This window comes from Streptomyces rapamycinicus NRRL 5491 (assembly GCF_024298965.1).
GTDB lineage: Bacteria > Actinomycetota > Actinomycetes > Streptomycetales > Streptomycetaceae > Streptomyces > Streptomyces rapamycinicus.
Genome location: NZ_CP085193.1, coordinates 8,699,506 through 8,717,036, shown reverse-complemented (window position 1 = coordinate 8,717,036; position 17,531 = coordinate 8,699,506). Strand labels below are relative to the sequence as shown.

The 17,531-nt window shown below is 71.1% G+C and carries 13 protein-coding genes; 5 read left to right on the top strand and 8 right to left on the bottom strand.

Going from position 1 to position 17,531, the window contains the following annotated elements; translation table 11 throughout:
• Positions 1 to 6 precede the first annotated feature (6 nt).
• From LIV37_RS36585 to LIV37_RS36575, 3 genes are all read right to left on the bottom strand, one after another.
• Positions 7 to 1,335 carry an MFS transporter gene (locus LIV37_RS36585; RefSeq protein ID WP_020872101.1) on the bottom strand — a complete coding sequence of 443 codons (1,329 nt, stop codon included), beginning with the start codon at positions 1,333 to 1,335 and terminating at the stop codon, positions 7 to 9.
• Positions 1,336 to 1,720: 385 nt separating this feature from the next.
• On the bottom strand, positions 1,721 to 2,599 hold the full coding sequence (locus LIV37_RS36580) for a polysaccharide deacetylase family protein (RefSeq protein ID WP_020872100.1): 879 nt from the start codon (positions 2,597 to 2,599) through the stop codon (positions 1,721 to 1,723).
• A complete protein-coding gene (locus tag LIV37_RS36575; RefSeq protein ID WP_020872099.1) occupies positions 2,592 to 3,590 on the bottom strand; it encodes an asparaginase in 999 nt (332 codons plus the stop codon). The genes LIV37_RS36580 and LIV37_RS36575 overlap by 8 nt, the downstream gene beginning before the upstream one ends.
• 190 nt (positions 3,591 to 3,780) lie before the next feature.
• On the opposite strand from LIV37_RS36575, the gene LIV37_RS36570 reads away from it, so the two are divergent.
• Entirely contained in the window at positions 3,781 to 4,806 is a 1,026-nt protein-coding gene (locus LIV37_RS36570) for a LacI family DNA-binding transcriptional regulator (protein ID WP_020872098.1), read from the top strand.
• Positions 4,807 to 4,913: 107 nt separating this feature from the next.
• Here LIV37_RS36570 and LIV37_RS36565 read toward each other — a convergent pair whose 3' ends face one another.
• From LIV37_RS36565 to LIV37_RS36550, 4 genes are all read right to left on the bottom strand, one after another.
• Entirely contained in the window at positions 4,914 to 5,672 is a 759-nt protein-coding gene (locus LIV37_RS36565) for a magnesium transporter (protein WP_020872097.1), read from the bottom strand.
• 59 nt (positions 5,673 to 5,731) lie between these two features.
• A complete protein-coding gene (locus LIV37_RS36560; protein WP_020872096.1) occupies positions 5,732 to 6,490 on the bottom strand; it encodes an ABC transporter permease in 759 nt (252 codons plus the stop codon).
• 246 nt (positions 6,491 to 6,736) lie between these two features.
• On the bottom strand, positions 6,737 to 7,777 hold the full coding sequence (locus tag LIV37_RS36555) for an ABC transporter ATP-binding protein (protein ID WP_121824085.1): 1,041 nt from the start codon (positions 7,775 to 7,777) through the stop codon (positions 6,737 to 6,739).
• 745 nt (positions 7,778 to 8,522) lie between these two features.
• Entirely contained in the window at positions 8,523 to 9,854 is a 1,332-nt protein-coding gene (locus tag LIV37_RS36550; protein WP_121824086.1) for an NYN domain-containing protein, read from the bottom strand.
• 334 nt (positions 9,855 to 10,188) lie between these two features.
• Between LIV37_RS36550 and LIV37_RS36545 the strand changes: the two genes are divergently transcribed.
• A complete protein-coding gene (locus tag LIV37_RS36545; RefSeq protein WP_020872094.1) occupies positions 10,189 to 10,368 on the top strand; it encodes a hypothetical protein in 180 nt (59 codons plus the stop codon).
• A gap of 187 nt (positions 10,369 to 10,555) precedes the next feature.
• On the opposite strand, the gene dnaE is transcribed toward LIV37_RS36545, so the two are convergent.
• Positions 10,556 to 14,101, bottom strand: a complete 3,546-nt coding sequence (gene dnaE / locus LIV37_RS36540; protein ID WP_020872093.1) for a DNA polymerase III subunit alpha — start codon at positions 14,099 to 14,101, stop codon at positions 10,556 to 10,558.
• Between the two features lie 214 nt (positions 14,102 to 14,315).
• Between dnaE and LIV37_RS36535 the strand changes: the two genes are divergently transcribed.
• The 3 genes from LIV37_RS36535 to LIV37_RS36525 all read left to right on the top strand — a co-directional run bounded on the left by LIV37_RS36535 (position 14,316) and on the right by LIV37_RS36525 (position 17,474).
• Positions 14,316 to 15,641, top strand: coding sequence for a DUF2252 domain-containing protein (locus LIV37_RS36535; RefSeq protein WP_020872092.1), 1,326 nt, complete (start codon positions 14,316 to 14,318; stop codon positions 15,639 to 15,641).
• Positions 15,642 to 15,724: 83 nt separating this feature from the next.
• Positions 15,725 to 16,711: a thioredoxin domain-containing protein gene (locus LIV37_RS36530; RefSeq protein WP_121824087.1), complete on the top strand. Its 987-nt coding sequence runs from the start codon at positions 15,725 to 15,727 to the stop codon at positions 16,709 to 16,711.
• Positions 16,712 to 16,775: 64 nt separating this feature from the next.
• Entirely contained in the window at positions 16,776 to 17,474 is a 699-nt protein-coding gene (locus LIV37_RS36525; RefSeq protein ID WP_020872090.1) for a hypothetical protein, read from the top strand.
• Positions 17,475 to 17,531 lie beyond the last annotated feature (57 nt).

The window sequence follows — 17,531 nt, the reverse complement described above, 5'->3', positions numbered from 1 at the left end:
GTGGTTTCAGGCTTCGACGGTGTCGACGCGCCGGGCGGCGAACATCACGAAGCCGGACAGAAAGGTGCCGACCGCCCCGACGAGCAGCGCGGTGCGATCCCAGTGGGCGCCGGAGGCGAGCATCGCGGTGGCGATCGCCCCGGCGGCGATGGCCCCGGGCTGGCTGAACGCGTTGATGAACGAGGTGCCGGTGGCCCGGCAGCGGGTGTCGTAGCACTCGCCCATGTAGAAGAGCATCGCGGCGTACGGGCCGACCAGGAAGAACATCCCCAGGGAGTAGAGCACCACCACGGCGACGGTGCCGTGGGCGACGGTCAGCATGAGGGCGAAGAGCACGCCCGAGAGGATCCAGCCGCAGCCGATCACATTCCGGCGTCCGAAACGGTCACCGGCCCAGCCGTGGAAGAGATATCCGGCGAAGGCCACGGCGTTGATGACGATGAAGAGCACCAGGGAGTTGGCGAAGCTGACGCCCTTGGCCTTGGTGAGCACCGTGGTGCCCAGGACGCTGAAGGTCTGGATGCCGAACCAGTTGGCCAGCCAGGCGAAGCTGAGCACCAGGGTGTTGCGCCGGGCGCGGCCGCGGAAGATCTCCAGCAGCGGTGCGGAGGACCCCTCGTCCACGCCGTACTCCGCCGCGACCCGCCGTGCCTCGTCCGGCTTGCCCTCCCGGCGCAGCCGACGCAGCCGTTGCTCCAGTTCGAACTGCGGGGTCTCCGGCAGTCCGCGGCGCAGCAGGGCGATGACGACGGCGGGGAAGGTGGCCAGCAGGAAGCAGCCGCGCCAGCCGACGAGCGGGAGGAACACGGCGACGAACGCCGCGGCCACGAGCGTGCCGGTCGGCCAGCCGGCCTGCACCAGGCTGTAGACGAAGCCGCGGCGCTTCTTGATCGCCTCGTCCTCGGTGACGGCGTAGATCTCGTTGAGGTAGGTGGTGTTGACGGACTGTTCGGACAGCCCGATGCCGCCCAGGGAGCGGGCACCGACCAGATACCCGGCGTTCACGGTTCCGGCCGAGGCGGCCGATGCCAGGGCGGTGCCCGAGACGGTGAGGATCATGCCCTTACGGCGGCCGAGCCGGTCGACGAGCGGGCCGACCCCGAGGACCACGATGGCCGTTCCGGCGGAGATCAGGGTGGAGACCAGCGCCGCTCGTTCCTCGCTCCAGCCGAAGCGGTCGGAGATCTCCGGCAACAGGGTGCCGAAGAGGATGTAGTCGTAGACGGCGAAGACCCATGCGAAGAACGCGATGGCCGTCGCCTTACGGGTGGGCCGCACCCCGATGCGCGGCAATCTGCGGGTGGGCGCGACGGGGTCGGAGGAGACTGTGGTCATGACGGGTGCCCCTTGTCGGAAGCGGGGGATCGCCGCGCCGGCGCGGCGAGGGGAACGAAGATGCTTCGGCCGGGGGTGGGGCCGGGGCCCGGCGGCATGAAACCTGTCGCCCGGGAAAGGGCCGCGCCGCACACGGGATGACCGCGCTGGGGGCGGGACGGAGAGGGTGCTGGGGTCTTGTGGCCGGGGGCACCTCCCAGCGGTAGCTGGGGGCGAGCCGAAGGGGCGCGTCGCTGTCGAAAGGGAGAGCGCGCGCAGGGAGCGAGGGCTGCGATCGACATGCGGCTCCGCCGCGTGGGCGACCGAGCACGGTCGACCGTCGACAGGGGGCACCTCCCAGCGGTAGCGGGGGGAGGCTGAGGCGCCCCGGAGGCGAACCGAGCCTTCAGGAAAGGGGGAAACGAGCCTTGAAGTCGGTGGCGATGTCGTCGAAGGTCGACCAGCGCACGCCCTCGTGGCCGCCGATGTACTCGATGAGCCGCTCCAGCATCAGCAGCGTCTGGGGCCTGCCGGAGACATCGGGGTGGATCGTCATGGTGAAGGCCGCGTAGTCCATCTCCCGGTACACCCAGTCGAACTGGTCGCGCCAGGTCTGCTCCAGTTCGCGCGGGGAGACGAAACCGTGGCTGTTGGCGCTGGCCTTGACGAACATCATGGGCGGCAGGTCGTCGAGGTACCAGTTGGCCGGGATCTCGACCAGTCCGGTCTCCTGACCACGCACCAGCGGTTTCATCCACTCCTCGGCCGGGCGCGAGTAGTCGATCTTCGTCCAGCTGTCGCCCACCCGGACGTAATAGGGCGTGAAGTCGTTGTGCATCAGCGAATGGTCGTAGGTGATACCGCGCTCGATCAGCAACTCGTTGGTCACCGGCGAGAACTCCCACCAGGGGGCGACATAACCGGTCGGGCGGCGCCCGGAGACCTTCTCGATCAGATCGATGCCGCGGTCCAGGACGGCGCTCTCCTGGGCCCGGGTCATCGCGATCGGGTTCTCGTGCGAGTAGCCGTGGGCGCCGATCTCATGGCCCGCGTCGACCACCTGGCGGGTCTGATCCGGGAAGGTCTCCAGGGAGTGGCCGGGGATGAACCAGGTGGTGCGCAACTCCTTCCGCTCGAACAGCCGGAGCAGCCGTGGCACCCCGACCTCCCCGGCGAACATCCCGCGGGAGATGTCACAGGGCGAGTCCTCGCCGCCGTAGGAGCCCAGCCAGCCGGCCACCGCGTCCACATCGACGCCGAACGCCACGAAGATCTCTTTAGCCATGGGTGTTCCTCTCCAGTGAATCGTTGAATTCGGCCCGCACCCGCTCCGGATCGCCGTAGGCGCCGAGCAGGGCGATGAGCAGGACCCGCGCCTGGGAGGGGCGCAGGGTTCCGGTGGGGACGGCCCCGGCCCGCACCAGATCCGCGCCGCCGCCGTTTCCGTAGAGCGCGGCCACGGGGCCCGCGTGCACCCGGGTGGACAGGGCGACGACGACACCGGACGCGGTGAGCCTGGCGACCTCCGCGGCGACCTCCGGGTTGGCGTTGCCCGCCCCGGTGGCTTCGAGCACCACCCCGCGGGCGCCCGCGTCGGCCACCGCGCGCAACGCCCGGACATCGCATCCGGGGTAGCAGGCCACGATGTCAGCGCGGATCCCGTCGGGGCGGAAGGCGCCGAGGTCCAGCGGTTTGGGGCGCACCGGCACCGCCGAGATCCGCACCTCGCCGTCGCCGACCCGCCCCAGCGGGCCGCCGTCGGGTGCCGCGAACGCGGCGGGCGCCGTGGTGTGCGCCTTACGGGTGCCACGGGCGGGGTAGACCTGGCCGTCGAAACAGACCAGCACCCCCAGGTCACGGGCGGCGACGGCGTCCGCGACCGTGATCGCGTCCGCCAGATTGCGCGGGCCGTCGCCGTCCGGGGCGTCCGCCGGGCGCATCGCCCCGGTGAACACCACGGGCCGGGGGTCGCCGTGAAAGAGATCCACCAGATAGGCGGTCTCCTCCAGGCTGTCGGTGCCGTGGGTGACGACGACCCCGGCCACCGACTCGTCGGCCAGCGCCTCGCGGACGGCCAGGGCGACGCCGTGCATATCGGCCGGGGTCAGCAGATAGCTGCCCAGGCAGAACACGTCCCTCGCCTCGATCGCCACCCCCGGCGGCCACGGGAGCCGCTCCAACAGGGCGTCCGCGGGCTCGGCGGCGAGCCTGGTGCCATGGGCGTCCTGCCGCGTGGCAATGGTTCCGCCCGTCGACAGCACGACGATCCTGCGCACCCTGCCTCCTCATCGGTGACGCGAAACCGACCTCAGGTGGCTCGATTTCGCACCCAAACGTTTGGGCCAATCGTTTGGGTAGAATGTGGGCCACCGGCAGCGGGTGTCAAGGGGTCCGCTGTTACCATCGCGCCAACTGGCCGCAACCGAGGTCCGGCTGCGGCGGCGGGACAAGCGGAGGCCGAGCGGAGTGGGTACGCAGCGATCACGACCGGTCACCCTGCGCACCATCGCCGATCAGCTCGGCCTGCATGTCTCGACCGTCTCGCGGGTGCTGCACGCCAAACCGGACGAGAGCCTGCGCGCCGCCTCGACCAGCACGGTCGAGCGCATCCGCCGCCTCGCCGACGAGCTCGGCTATCAGCCCAACCCGCACGCCACGAGCCTGCGCACCCGGCGCAGCAACCTGGTGGGCGTGCTGGTGCCCCGGCTGTCCGACATGGTGCTGGCCACGATCTACGAGGGCATCGAGGAGGCCGCCGCCGAGCACGGACTGTCCACGTTCGTCGCCAACACCGGCGACCGGCCCGAGGCACAGCGCACCCGCACCAATATGGTCATCGGACGACGCGTCGACGGCATGATCTTCGGCGACGCGCATGGGGACGGGCGGTTCCTGGACGAGGTGGCCGACCGCGGCATTCCGTTCGTCCTGGTCAGCCGCACCGCCGGGGCCCATCCCTCGGTGACCTGCGACGACTACCTCGGCGGGCGGCTGGTGGCCGAGCATCTGCTGGAACTGGGCCACCGCGATGTCGCCATCGTCGCGGGCGAGCCGTACGCCAGCACCGGTATCGACCGCACCGCGGGCCTGGTGGACCGCTACCGGGAGGCGGGGCTGCCCGTTCCGGCGGACCGCATAGCCCAGTCCCGCTTCGACGTCTCCGGCGGCCACGCCGCGACGGCGCGGCTGCTGGACACCCCGAACCGGCCGACGGCCATCTTCGCGGTCAACGACTTCGCGGCCATCGGCGCGATAGGCGCGCTGCGCAACCAGGGGCTGCGGGCGGGGGACGACGTCGCCGTCGTGGGCTTCAACGACACGCCGCTGGCGGCGGAGTTGCCGGTGCCGCTGACGACGGTGCGGTCACCGATGCTCGACATGGGGCGCGAGGGGCTGCGGACGCTGCTGCGGCTGCTGGAGGGCGAGGCCGTGGAGTCCAAGCGGCTACGCCCCGAACTCATCGTCCGCGCCTCCAGCGTCCCCTCTCCCTGAGCCGGGACGACCTCCCTGAGCCGGGAGGGGGCAGCCTCCCTGAGCCGGGAGGGTGGCGGCGGACCGGGCCCGCGAACACCGGGCCCGGCAAGAGACGCGCGCTCCGCTCAGCGCGCTCCCGGCGTCGCCGGAGGCGGCAGGGCGGGCTCCGGGTCCCTCGGGCCGAAGAGCCCGGTCAGCGCCAGGTGGATCACCATCGCCGCCACCGACCACGCCAGCAGCGCACCCTTGGCGCCCAGCTTGAGCGGTCCGTCGAAGGTGACGCCCTTACCGGCCGACTTGGCATGCGCCACGACGTCCGAGGTGGGCCCCAGCCATACGCCGAGCCGCCAGGCGATCACCGAGGCGAGCACCCCGCCGATCGCCAGACCGACCACCAGCGCGATACCGCCGTGGCGGAACAGCAGAAAGACGATGATGGCCGAGACGGCGCCGAAGGCGAGCCCGAGCAGCGTGAACATCCCGTCCGCGCCGACCGCGTCCTCCCCTTCCGAGTTCTTCAGATAGACGGCGGAACCGTCCGAGACCAGGGGAACCTTCGGCGCCAACCACAGCCACAGCAGCCCGAGAAGCACGCCCGCGACAGCCACCGCGATGGCGACCAGCGACGCCTGCACCAGTTCGGCACGCAATTCGGGCCCGGGCTCGGAGTGCCCGGAGAACTCGGCGTGCTCATCGGAGTGCTCAGCGTGCTCGGAGTGTTCGGCGTGCTCCGGATACCCCGAAGCCTGCCCCGGATGCGCGGGATACCCGGTGGGGTACGGCGCGGCGGAGTCCCCGGCGGGCTGCTCGGGGGACGGCGGCCGGCCCTCGGCGGGCTCGTCGTGCGGCGAGTGCTGATCATGTGGCGTCAACGGTGCGGTCACCCCGTCATCGTGCCAGGCGGATGGCGTACTTCGGTCGGCGGGACGTTCACTGCGGCGCGTCACCGCACCGCCGCCCGCCGATAGGCCCAGGTCGCGGCGGCGAGGGACACCACGGCCACCCCGGCGCACACCCCGAGGTCGGCGCAGACCACCCACCAGTCGGGCTGCCCGTCGAAGGACCGGGCCAGGGCCTCCACACCGTACGTCGACGGCAGCAGATCGCGCGCGTACGACACCACCTGCGGCATCCGGGCCGCGGGCAGCACGCCGAGCAGCAGCGCGGCGGACATCCCCAACTGCCCGCACAGCGTGGCGAGTTCCTGACGCGGGGCGAGCAGCCCCAGCGCGGCGCCGAGTCCGGCGAGGGCGGCGCCGGACAGGGGGATCACGGCGAGGAGGATCCACAGGTTGGTCATGGGCAGTTGGAAGAGCACACTGCCCATCACGGCGGTGACGGCGGTCCCGGGCACGGTGAACGAGGCGTACGCGGCGGCCGCCCCGAGCACCACGGCCGAGGGCGGCACCGGCAGGGTCGCGTAGTGGTCGAGCCCGCCGCTGGCCCGCAGCTGGCCGAAGTACTGCGCGAGCAGGTTGAGCGCCACGAAGGCGACGACCAGCACGCTCGATCCGGCCACCACCGATCGCGCCTCGCTTCCGCCGTCCACCACCCCGCGCATCAGGATCATGATCCCGATGGACTGGAAGGTGGCCACGAAGAGCAGCGGTATCCGGGCCACCCGGGCCCGTGAGAGCTGGGCGCGGTAGACCGCGACGAGCGCGGGGAAGAGCCGCGCCCGGGCCGCCAGCGGCGCGGGCATGTCACCGGCGTCACCGGACGCCCCCGAGGTACCGGAGACACCGGACGCACTGGACGCACTGGACGCACCGGACGCACTGGGCAGCCCAGCGGACGCACCGGACACACCAGGCACACCAGTGGCCCCGGACACACCGGATACACCGGACACGGCGGGCATGACACTCACGTTGTGCTGCTCCTCTTCGCCTCTTACGGCTCGAATACGGTCACGGTCACCGACGCGTTCACCGGCTCGCCCCGGCGGTCACGCCCTCACCAGCCCCTCCGCGCCCTCGGCACGGCCCCCCAGGGCGATGTACACATCCTCCAGGCTCGGCGTGGCCAAGGTGAAATCGTCCAGCGCGGCGAAGGCGGGGCCGCCGGTCACGGTGGCGATGGCGGCGCGCGCGTCGTCCGGCGGCAGCCGGAGCGTCCAGCGCCGCCCGGAGGCGCCGCCGGCGGCCCGGGCCGCCCCGGCGGATTTCCACAGGGCGGCGACCTCGGGCACCTCCAGCGGCGGCTCGGTGCGCCACACCAGTTCCAGCCGCACCTCGTCGGCCACCAGAGCCTTGAGCCCGGCGGGCGTGTCGCAGGCGATGACCCGGCCGCGGTCCAGCACGGCGACCCGGTCCAGCACCGTCTCCGCCTCGATCACATTGTGGGTGACCAGCACCACCGTCACCCCCCGCTCGGCCCGCCGCCGGTCCACGGCCGCCCATACGGCGCGCCGGGCCACGGGGTCCATCCCGCTGGTGGGCTCGTCCAGCACCAGCAGCGGCCGCTCCCCCACCAGCGCGGCGGCGACGCAGGCCAGCCGCCGCTGACCCCCGGAAAGCTTCTTCAGCGGCCGCCCGGCGACCTCGCCGAGCCCCAGCTCCTCGATCACCGCGTCGCGCTCGGCGCGGGCCGCGCGGGTATCCAGACCGCGCAGCCGCGCGGTGGTCTCGGCGGCCAGGCCGACGGTCAGCTCGTCCAGCGCGGTCGAGTCCTGGCCGAGATAGCCCAGCAGCCGGGCGGCCCGCTCGGGGTGGCGTACGAGATCGTGGCCGAGCACCCGCACCTGGCCCTCGTCGGGCCGCAACAGGCCGGTGAGCTGCCGTACGAGGGTGGACTTGCCCGCGCCGTTGGGCCCGAGCAGCCCGAAGACCTCGCCGCGCACCACATCGAGGTCGATGCCGTCGCTGGCCCGGACGGCGGGCGTACCGGGCGCCCCGCGTCGGCCGCGCGCCGCGGGATAGGTCTTGACCAGGCCGCGCACGGTGCACACCACATCGCCACTCGTCGCCTGTTTCGCGCCCGTCCTCACGAGCTATGAGGGTACGCGCCCATACACCCGCTCCCGTCCCCGGGGCCCTCGGGTCACGGTTCACCCGGCAGCGCCGGACTGCGGCCCATCCACGGCCCACGGTGGCCCGGCGAACCACGCAACGAAGCCGCATACCGGCGCTTCCCCCTCCCCGCCCCTCCCCGTAACCATGGGCTCCGCCCCTGGACCCCCGGGTCTTGGGGCAGAGCCCCGGCTCCGGTGCCTTGGGATGGAGCCCCGGCTCCGGGGCCTGGGGCGCAGCCCCGATTCCAGGGCCAGGGACGGAGCCCCGGTTCCAAGGTCTGGGGCAGGGCCCCGACGCCGGGGCCTGGGACGAAGCCCCGGCCCCGCAGCCTGGAACGGAGCCCTAGTCCCGCGGTCTGGGCCGCAGCCGCGGTTCCAGGGTCCGGGGCAGAGCCCCGGACCCAGGGCCTGGGACGAAGCCCGGCCCGGGGCCTGGGACGAAGCCCCAGTTACGGGGTCTTGGGGCGGAGCCCCGGTCCCGGGGTCTGGGGCGAAGCCCCGGTCCCGGGGTCTTGGGGCGGAGCCCCGGTCCCGGGGTCTGGGGCGAAGCCCCGGTTTCGGGGTCTGGGGCGAAGCCCCGGTTTCGGGGTCTGGGGCGAAGCCCCGGTTTCGGGGTCTGGGGCGAAGCCCCGGTTTCGGGGTCTGGGGCGAAGCCCCGGTTTCGGGAAGGGGCGGGGAGGGGAGCAGCTCGCCGCAGGCGTCAAGGCTCGCCGGGTGACCCCTAGCCGCCGGTCTGGGCGTGTTCCGCCGCCGAGCGGAGGTCGATCTCGCGCCAGAAGCCCGCCCGGATCGCATAGCGGTCGTGCTCGTCGATCTGATCGTCCTTGTGGGCCAGCAGCCCGAAGCGGGCCGCGTAGCGCAGTAGTTCACCGTCGATGCGGTGCGGGATGCGGGGGTACTCCGTGGAGAGCTGCTGGAGGTGGACCGAATCGGCGAGCCGGTCGGTCCAGCGGCGGGCGAAGACCTGGCCGACCTCGAACGGGTCTCCGCTGACCGCGGTGATGTCCTCCTCGCGGTCGGCCCAGCGCTGTTCGGCGCTGGTGAGCTGGGCCAGCATGGGGAGGTTGGCGGTCTCCGGCGGCTCCCCCACCCCGGCGGAGCCGGGGCCCCGGTCGATCCAGCCCTTGTCGGAGGACCAGCGCAGCGTGGCACCGGCCGGCTGCCGGTCCCCCTGGCCGCCGGGCCCGGCGGGGCCAGCGGGGCCGCGGCCGAGGTCGGCGAGGTCCTTGGGGGTGGGCACGCCCTTGGCCGCGGCCCCTGCCGCGGCGTCCGCACCCGCCTCGGCGGCCGTGGCGGCGGGACGGCCGGGGGCGGCGGCCGGGCCGGTCACATCGGTGCCGGGCCGGGCGGCGCCGTTGCGGCCGGGTGCCGCCTCCGCCGCGCCGGGCGCTGCCGCCGCGGCGGCAGCGGCAGCGGCAGCCGCGGCGGTCTCCGGCAGCGGGGCGGAGAGAATGGCCGCGATCTCCGGGCGCGGCTCGGAGACGGGCGCACAGGGCCCGGGAAGCTCCTTGGCGCGCACCGCCCGGGTGATCCAGGCGCGGTCCAGGACACGGCGCTCATCGGCCTCGGCCACGAGGTCCTCGGACTGGTTGTAGTCGCCGTCGGCGGCCTGTACTGCCCAGAGGTGGACGGCGACGCCGTGCTCCTTGGCCGACATCAGCCCGGGCAGCAGATCCCCGTCGCCGGTGACGAGGACGATGTCGGAGCAGGCCCGGTTGCGGGCGAGCTCGGTGAGCTCGGCGTGCATGGCGGCGTCCACGCCCTTCTGGGCCCAGCGGCCGTCGCTGCGGGTGAGCGCGCCGAGCCGCACGGTCACCCGGGGCATCACCCGCAGCCGCCGGTGCTCGGGCTGGGGTACGCGGTCGGGGGCGCCGTCGAACCAGTAGATCCGCAGCAGCGGGCGCTCGGTCTCGGCCTCGGCCCGCTCCCGCAGGCCCTGGATGAGGGTCGCGTGGTCGACGGAAATACGCGATCGGGCGGGCTCTCCGGCCAGCAGGCTCGCGGCGGCGCCCAGCAGGTACCCGGCGTCCACCAGGACGACGCAGCGGTCCACGTTCCACCCTCTTCCCTGACGAATCCAGTCCTCGGTCGCCCCCCGCGCACAGCCGCCGTCCCCGGATGTGGTCTTTCGGCTTTCCTTCGAGTCTGCCCGACCGTGCGGGGGTTATCAGTCCGAACTGGATCACCGGCGTGGCGGATACGGCTTACCCGCCAAGACCCTCCTTCTCACTCACCGTAATTGCCCGAAATGCACGGGTCACCTCGGCATGTCACTGTTCTTCCCGAAGGGCTTCTTCCGAAGGGCTTCTTCCGAAGGGCTTCCTCCGAAGAGGTTCTCCCGGAGGGCCCTTCACCGGGGGGCTGATCCCAACTGGAGGAACACCACCATGGGCAAGAACAAGAACCGCGATCGCAAGCAGCAGCAGGAGCGGCGTCAGGAGCGCGGCATGGCCGACCGCCCCGCCGACCAGCAGTCCTCGATGGACGCGCAGTCGCAGGCGATGCGGTCGGAGGGCAGCCCCTCGACGCCGCGCAAGGACCGGCAGAAGAGCTTCGGCCACAACTGACGCACCGCGCACCGGCGCTGGGCCACCGCGGTGGCAGGCCGTGTGACATGGCCCCAAGGGGCGCGCCCGACACGGGCGCGCCCCTTGTGCGTTCTCGCCGGAACCGCTGATTTCGTCTTTCGCCGGGCCGGGCGATCACTGCTTTCACCGGGGCCGGGCGATCACTGCCTTCGTCAGGGCCGGGCGGTCACCCGGCCAGGCAGGACGCCCCCAACAGCACCTTGAGGTCGCCGAAGAGGGCCGGGTCGGCGGTGACGCGGTGCCGGTCGAGCCGCAGCACGGTGGTCTTCCGCGCCCCCTGGAGCTTGATCCGCACCTCGGTGGAGCCGCGGTGGTGGGTGAGCACCTCGCTCAGCTTCTCGACCAGCGGCGGGGTGACCTTGACCGTGGGAATGGTGATCGTCACGGGCGCGTTGGCGCCCGCCTCGGAGAGATCGGGGACCATCAGCTCCATGGCGACCAGCCGGGGCACGTCCTCGCGCTTGTCCAGCCGCCCCTTGACGAAGACAACCACGTCCTCGATCAGCTGGGTGGAGACCAGCTGATAGGTGGCCGGGAAGAACATGCACTCGATGGAGCCGGCCAGGTCCTCCACGGTGGCGATGGCCCAGGCGTTGCCCTGTTTGGTCATCTTGCGCTGGAGACCGGAGATGATGCCGCCGATGGTGACGATCGCGCCGTCCGCGTGCTCACCACCGGTGAGCGCGGAGATCGCGGCGTCCGCCTTCTCGTTCAGCACATGCTCGATGCCGAACAGCGGATGGTCGGAGACATACAGGCCGAGCATCTCCCGCTCCTGGGCCAGCAGATAGCTCTTGTCCCATTCGACGTCCGCGAACTCGACGTCGAGCCCGAAGCCCGGCCCGTCGCCGTCCCCGCTGTCGCCGCCCATGCCGCCGAAGAGGTCGAACTGCCCCTCGGCCTCCTTGCGCTTCACCGCGACCACATTGTCGATCAGGGCTTCGTAGTGCGCCGTGAGCCCCTTACGGGTGTGGCCCATCTCGTCGAAGGCGCCCGCCTTGATCAGCGATTCGGTGGTGCGCTTGTTGCAGACGACCGCCTCGACCTTGTCCAGGTAGTCCGGGAACGAGGTGTACTTCCCCTTGGCCTTGCGGCCGCGGATGATCGCCTCCACCACGTTCTGACCGACGTTACGGACCGCCGTGAGACCGAAGAGGATCACATCATCACCCTGGGCGGTGAAGTTGGCCTCGGACTCATTGACGTTCGGCGGCAGCACCTTGATGCCCATGCGGCGGCATTCGTTCAGGTAGACCGCCGACTTGTCCTTGTCGTCGCGGACCGAGGTGAGCAGCGCCGCCATGTACTCGGCGGGGTAGTTGGCCTTGAGGTACGCGGTCCAGTAGGTGACCAGGCCGTACGCGGAGGAGTGCGCCTTGTTGAACGCGTATCCGGCGAACGGGACCAGGACGTCCCACACCGCCTGGATGGCCTCGTCGGAGTAACCGCGCTCGCGGCAGCCCTTCTGGAAGGGCACGAACTCCTTGTCGAGGACCTCCTGCTTCTTCTTGCCCATCGCGCGGCGGAGCAGGTCGGCCTGTCCGAGCGAGTAGCCCGCGAGCACCTGGGCGGCCTTCTGCACCTGCTCCTGGTACACGATGAGGCCGTAGGTGATCCCCAGGACCTCCTTGAGCGGCTCCTCCAGCTCGGGGTGGATCGGGGTGATCTCCTGCTGGCCGTTCTTCCGCAGCGCGTAGTTGATGTGCGAGTTCATGCCCATCGGGCCCGGCCGGTAGAGGGCCGAGACGGCGGAAATGTCCTCGAAGTGGTCGGGCTTCATCATGCGCAGCAGGGAGCGCATGGGGCCGCCGTCGAACTGGAAGACGCCCAGGGTGTCACCGCGGCAGAGCAGTTCGAAGGTCTTGGGGTCGTCCAGGGACAGATCGAGCATCTTCAGGTCGACGCCCTTGTTGGCGCGCACCATCTTGACGGCGTCGTCCATGATGGTGAGGTTGCGCAGGCCGAGGAAGTCCATCTTCAGCAGGCCGAGCGACTCACAAGTGGGATAGTCCCACTGGGTCACGACCTGACCGTCGTTCTTCGGCGAGAAGACGGGCACATGGTCGGTGACCGTCTCGCTGGACATGATCACGCCGGCCGCGTGCACGCCCATCTGCCGGACCAGGCCCTCGATTCCGCGCGCGGTGTCGATGACCTTCTTCACATCCGGCTCGTTCTCGTACATCCCGCGCACCTCGCCCGCCTCGCTGTAGCGGGGGTGCTTCTCGTCGGTGATGCCGGAGAGCGGGATGCCCTTGCCGAGGACGTCGGCGGGCATGGCCTTGGTGATGCGGTCGCCCATCGCGTACGGATAGCCGAGCACCCGGGCGGAGTCCTTGATGGCGTTCTTGGCCTTGATGGTGCCGTACGTGCCGATCTGGGCGACCTTGTCGGCGCCGTATTTCTCGGTGACGTACCGGATCACCTCACCGCGCCGACGCTCGTCGAAGTCGATGTCGACATCGGGCATGGACACACGCTCGGGGTTGAGGAACCGCTCGAAGATCAGCCCGTGCTCGACCGGGTCGAGGTCGGTGATGCCCATCGCGTACGAGACGATCGAACCGGCCGCGGAGCCTCGGCCGGGGCCGACCGCGATGCCGTTGTTCTTGGCCCACATGATGAAGTCGGCGACCACGAGGAAGTAGCCCGGGAACCCCATCTGGATGATGACGTCCATCTCGTACTCGGCCAGCTTCTGGCGGTCCTCGGGGACGCCGCCGGGGAAGCGGCGGGCCATCCCCTTGTGGACCTCCTCCTGGAACCAGGTGACCTCGGTGTAGCCCTCGGGCACGTCGAACCGAGGCATCAGGTCGCGCTTCTCGAACCAGCCGTCGTTGTCGATCTGCTCGGCCACCAGGAGGGTGTTGCGGCACCCCTCCTGCCAGGCGTCCGAGGAGTCGATGGCGTACATCTCGTCGGTCGACTTCAGGTAATAGCCGGTGCCGTCGAAGCGGAAGCGGTCCGGGTCGGAGAGGTTCTTGCCGGTCTGGACGCACAGCAGCGCGTCGTGGGCCACGGACTCGCGGGAGTAGGTGTAGTGCGAGTCATTGGTGACCAGCGGCGGGATGTCCAGCTTCTTGCCGATCTCCAGCAGCCCGTCCCGGACCCGGCGCTCGATCTCGATGCCGTGGTCCATCAGCTCCAGGAAGTACCGCTCCTTGCCGAAGATGTCCTGGTACTCGGAGGCGGCCTTGAGGGCCTCGTCGAACTGGCCGAGCCGCAGCCGGGTCTGGAGCTCGCCGGAGGGGCAGCCGGTGGAGGCGATCAGGCCCTCGGACCACTGGGCGATGGTCTCCTTGTCCATCCGCGGCCACTTGACGAAGTAGCCCTCCATATAGGCGTCCGAGGAGAGCCGGAAGAGATTGTGCAGACCGGTCTTGTTCGACGCCCAGATGGTCTTGTGGGTGTAACCACCGGAACCGGAGACGTCATCGCGCTTCTGGTGCGGCTGGCCCCACTGCACCCGTCGCTTGTAGCGCCGCGACTCGGGGGCCACATACGCCTCGATGCCGATGATCGGGGTGATCCCCGCGCCCGTCGCCTGCTGATAGAAGTCGTACGCGCCGTGGAGGTTGCCATGGTCGGTCATGGCGATGTGGGTCATGCCCATCTCATTGCACGCGTTGAACATGTCCTTGAGCCGCGCCGCACCGTCCAGCAGCGAGTACTGGGTATGGACATGCAGGTGCGTGAAGGGCGGCTTGGTCACGGTGGAAGACCTCCGGCGAACAATCGATGACGGCACGGCGAGACAGCTCCGAAGGTTACCCCTCCGCACTGACAAGAGCCGGGCACTCGCGAGTAGCCTCAGGCGTTGATCCCGACGGGTCATCCGGACTTCCCGCGCACCCGGCGAGACGGAACATACCCTGTCGTATCCGCACCACCGATCATCACTCTCATGCCCCAGGAGGCGTTCCGCGATGTCGACCCAGCAGACCCAGGCGGAGCAGCGCGGCGAGCACATCCTCGCCGTATTCGACACCGCCTTCGGCGAGCTGCTCGCCGCCGACCCGGCCGCCTTCCGCGTCAAGTTCCGGAAGATGGCCGCCTCGGCGTTCGCGTTCTACCGCGGCACCGCCTGCCTGTTCTATTCCGATGTGGAGCGGGAGCGCTCCGGCGGGCCGTACCTGGACGAGCGCACCAGCCGGGTGTGGATCCACGGCGACCTCCACGCCGAGAACTTCGGCACCTACATGGACGCCAACGGCCGGCTGATCTTCAATGTGAACGACTTCGACGAGGCGTACGTCGGCCCCTTCACCTGGGACCTCAAGCGGTTCGCCGCCTCCGTGGCGCTCATCGGCTACACCAAGGCGCTCAGCGACGAGAAGATCACCGAGCTGGTGCGGACGTACGCCGGCGCCTACCGCGAGCGCGTCCACGCCCTGGCCACCGGCGCCAAGAACGACGAGGTGCCGCCCTTCACCCTGGAGACCGCGGAGGGCCCGCTGCTGGACGCGCTGCGCGACGCCCGCTCGCTGACCCGCTTCGGGCTGCTGGACTCGATGACCGAGATCCGCGACTTCGAGCGCCGCTTCGCGGCCGGCGGCGGGTCCATCGAGCTGGACGCGGCCACCCGCTACAAGGTGCTGGCCGCCTTCGACGGCTATCTGGAGACGCTCCCCGAGTCCAGTCTCTCGCGCCCGGACTCCTACCGCGTCAAGGACGTGGTGGGCCGCCGGGGCATCGGCATCGGCAGCGCCGGGCTCCCCTCGTACAACATCCTTCTGGAGGGCAACAGCGACGCCCTGGAGAACGATGTGGTGATCTACATGAAGCAGGGGCAGACCCCGGCGGTCTCCCGGCACATCACCGATGAGCAGGTGCGGTCGTACTTCCACCACGAGGGCCACCGCACGGTGATCTCCCAGCGCGCGCTCCAGGCCCACGCCGACCCGTGGCTGGGCTGGACCGAGCTGGACGGGGCGGGGCAGCTGGTCGCCGAGGTGTCGCCGTACGCGGTGGACCTGGACTGGTCCGACATCGACGACCCGGCCGAGATCGCGGCGGTCGTGGCCGACCTGGGCCGGGCCACGGCCACCATGCACGCGGCCGCGGACGACCAGAGCGGCCACTCGCTGGTGCCGTTCTCCACCGAGCGAGCCATCGACGCGGTGATCGCCGCCGACGAGGACGGCTTCGCCGAGCTCCTGGTGGACTTCGCGCACTCCTACGGCGCCCGCGCCCGCGCCGACCACCAGATCTTCGTGGACCTCTTCCGCAACGGCCGCATCCCCGGCCTCTGATCGCCTCCCGGGGGCGCCCCCGGGCCGTTGATCGTCACCCCGGCCATGGCCGGGGTGCGCTCGCCCCCCTATCGTTGTCTGTCATGTGGCCTGGACAGCAGCCGCCGGGGGGCGAGCGAGACCCGCAGCAGAATCCGTACCAGCAGCCGGGTCATCCGCCGCCCCCGGATCAGCCTCCGGGCTTCCCTCCCGCTCCCCCGCCGCCCCAGGGCCCGCCGCCCGGGCCGGGCGGCGGGCCCTGGGGCGGCGCTCCCGCACCGGCGGACCGGCAGCGCAAGGGCGGCCTTACGGCCGTCATCGCGGTGGCGGCCGCCGCCGCGGTGGTCGCGGGCGTCCTCGTGTTCACGGATGACGACCAGGGCTCCCGGGGCGGCTCGTCGGACGATGTCGTCCAGGGCCCGCCGGGAGCGCCGGGCTCGGGCGGTTCCGGGGACCCGGACAGCTCCGGCGGCTCGGAGGGCCCGGGAGATCTCGTCACGCCCGCCCACAGCTCCGGGCCGGGCGGAACGACCGTGGTGATCGGCGAGGCCGGTGCCGAGCACACCCTCGACGTCTACGAGGACCTGCGCTGCCCGCCGTGCGCCTCCTTCGACCAGGCGGTCGGGCCGACCATCGCCAAGGACATCAAGGCCGGCAAGTACAAGGTCTCGTTCCACTTCACCGCCATCCTCGACAAGACCATGGGCGGCAGTGGCTCCGCGAACGCCCTGAGCGCCCTCGGGGCGGCGCTGGACGTGAGCACCGACACCTTCCTCGACTACAAGGCCGCCCTGATGTCGCCGAAGAACCACCCCGAGGAGAGCAAGGACTCCTACGCCGACGACAACCAGCTGCTGACCGTCTCGCAGGAGGTGTACGCGCTCAAGACGAACGCCTCCTTCCGGGAGGCTCTGCGCGAGGGCACCTACGACCCCTGGGCGAAGAAGGTGATCGCCGACTTCGACGCCTCCGGGGTGAGCGGCACCCCCACCGTCAAGCTCGACGGCTCCCAGCTGACCGGCAGCGGCGGCTCCACCCCCGCGACCGCGACGGAGTTCACGGAAGCGGTGGACAAGCAGCTCAAGGGGTGAACCAGCAGGTCAGGCGGGTAGCCGGGCGCCGGGCCGATTCTTCACATGGTCCCTACAGCCGTTCATGGCAGAATTCGAAGTCATGGACGGCACCGGACCGCAGCTGAGGGCAGTGCGCGCGGCGCTCTTCACGGCGCTGTGCGTCACGCTGTCCTCGGCTTCGCATGTCCTGCTGTCGCGGGCCCCGCTGCCGCTGGGCACCGTCGGCGCGCTCGCGGTGGCCGTCTTCGCCGTCGCGTACGCCCTCGCGGGCCGGGAGCGGGGCTTCTGGTCCATAGCGGCCCTCATGATCCCCCTGGAGCTGGCCGCCGACACGATCTTCACCACCGGTCAGCAGGCGTGTTACGGACAGTCCGGTGGCCCGGTGGCGGGCTCCCTGCGCACCATGGGCGTCACCGTGCTGTGTGGCGGGGGCGACCTCGGCGGTCCGCTGCCCGGGGTCTCCCAGAACGGCATCGCCACCCCGCTGGCGGCGGCCGTGAGCTCCGCCACCCCCTGGCTGCTGCTCGCCGCGCATATCGCGGTGGGTCTGATCGCCTCGGCCTGGCTGCGGCGCGGCGAGGCCGCCCTGAGCCGTCTGCTGGCCGCCCTGGCCGCCTTCGCCTTCCGGCCGCTGCTGCTGGCCGTCGCGGTCCACGCGGCGGCCCCGCTGCCCCGCCGCCGGACCCCGCGGCCCGTACGGCCGGTGCGCCCGGCACCTGCGCTCCCTCTCCTCGTGCACTCCGTGGTGCGTCGTGGACCGCCCTGCTCGGCCGCTGCCTGAGCACAGCGCTCCCCACCCCCGTACGCATCACTGACGACGCACACCCACGGAGATCGA

Excerpts from the sequence above, each read along its gene's own strand:
- LIV37_RS36585 (WP_020872101.1), bottom strand. The coding sequence starts at position 1,335 with ATGACCACAGTCTCCTCCGACCCCGTCGCGCCCACCCGCAGATTGCCG.
- LIV37_RS36580 (WP_020872100.1), bottom strand. The coding sequence starts at position 2,599 with ATGGCTAAAGAGATCTTCGTGGCGTTCGGCGTCGATGTGGACGCGGTG.
- LIV37_RS36560 (WP_020872096.1), bottom strand. The coding sequence starts at position 6,490 with ATGCCCGCGCCGCTGGCGGCCCGGGCGCGGCTCTTCCCCGCGCTCGTC.
- LIV37_RS36545 (WP_020872094.1), top strand. The coding sequence starts at position 10,189 with ATGGGCAAGAACAAGAACCGCGATCGCAAGCAGCAGCAGGAGCGGCGT.
- LIV37_RS36535 (WP_020872092.1), top strand. The coding sequence starts at position 14,316 with ATGTCGACCCAGCAGACCCAGGCGGAGCAGCGCGGCGAGCACATCCTC.
- LIV37_RS36530 (WP_121824087.1), top strand. The coding sequence starts at position 15,725 with ATGTGGCCTGGACAGCAGCCGCCGGGGGGCGAGCGAGACCCGCAGCAG.
- LIV37_RS36525 (WP_020872090.1), top strand. The coding sequence starts at position 16,776 with ATGGCAGAATTCGAAGTCATGGACGGCACCGGACCGCAGCTGAGGGCA.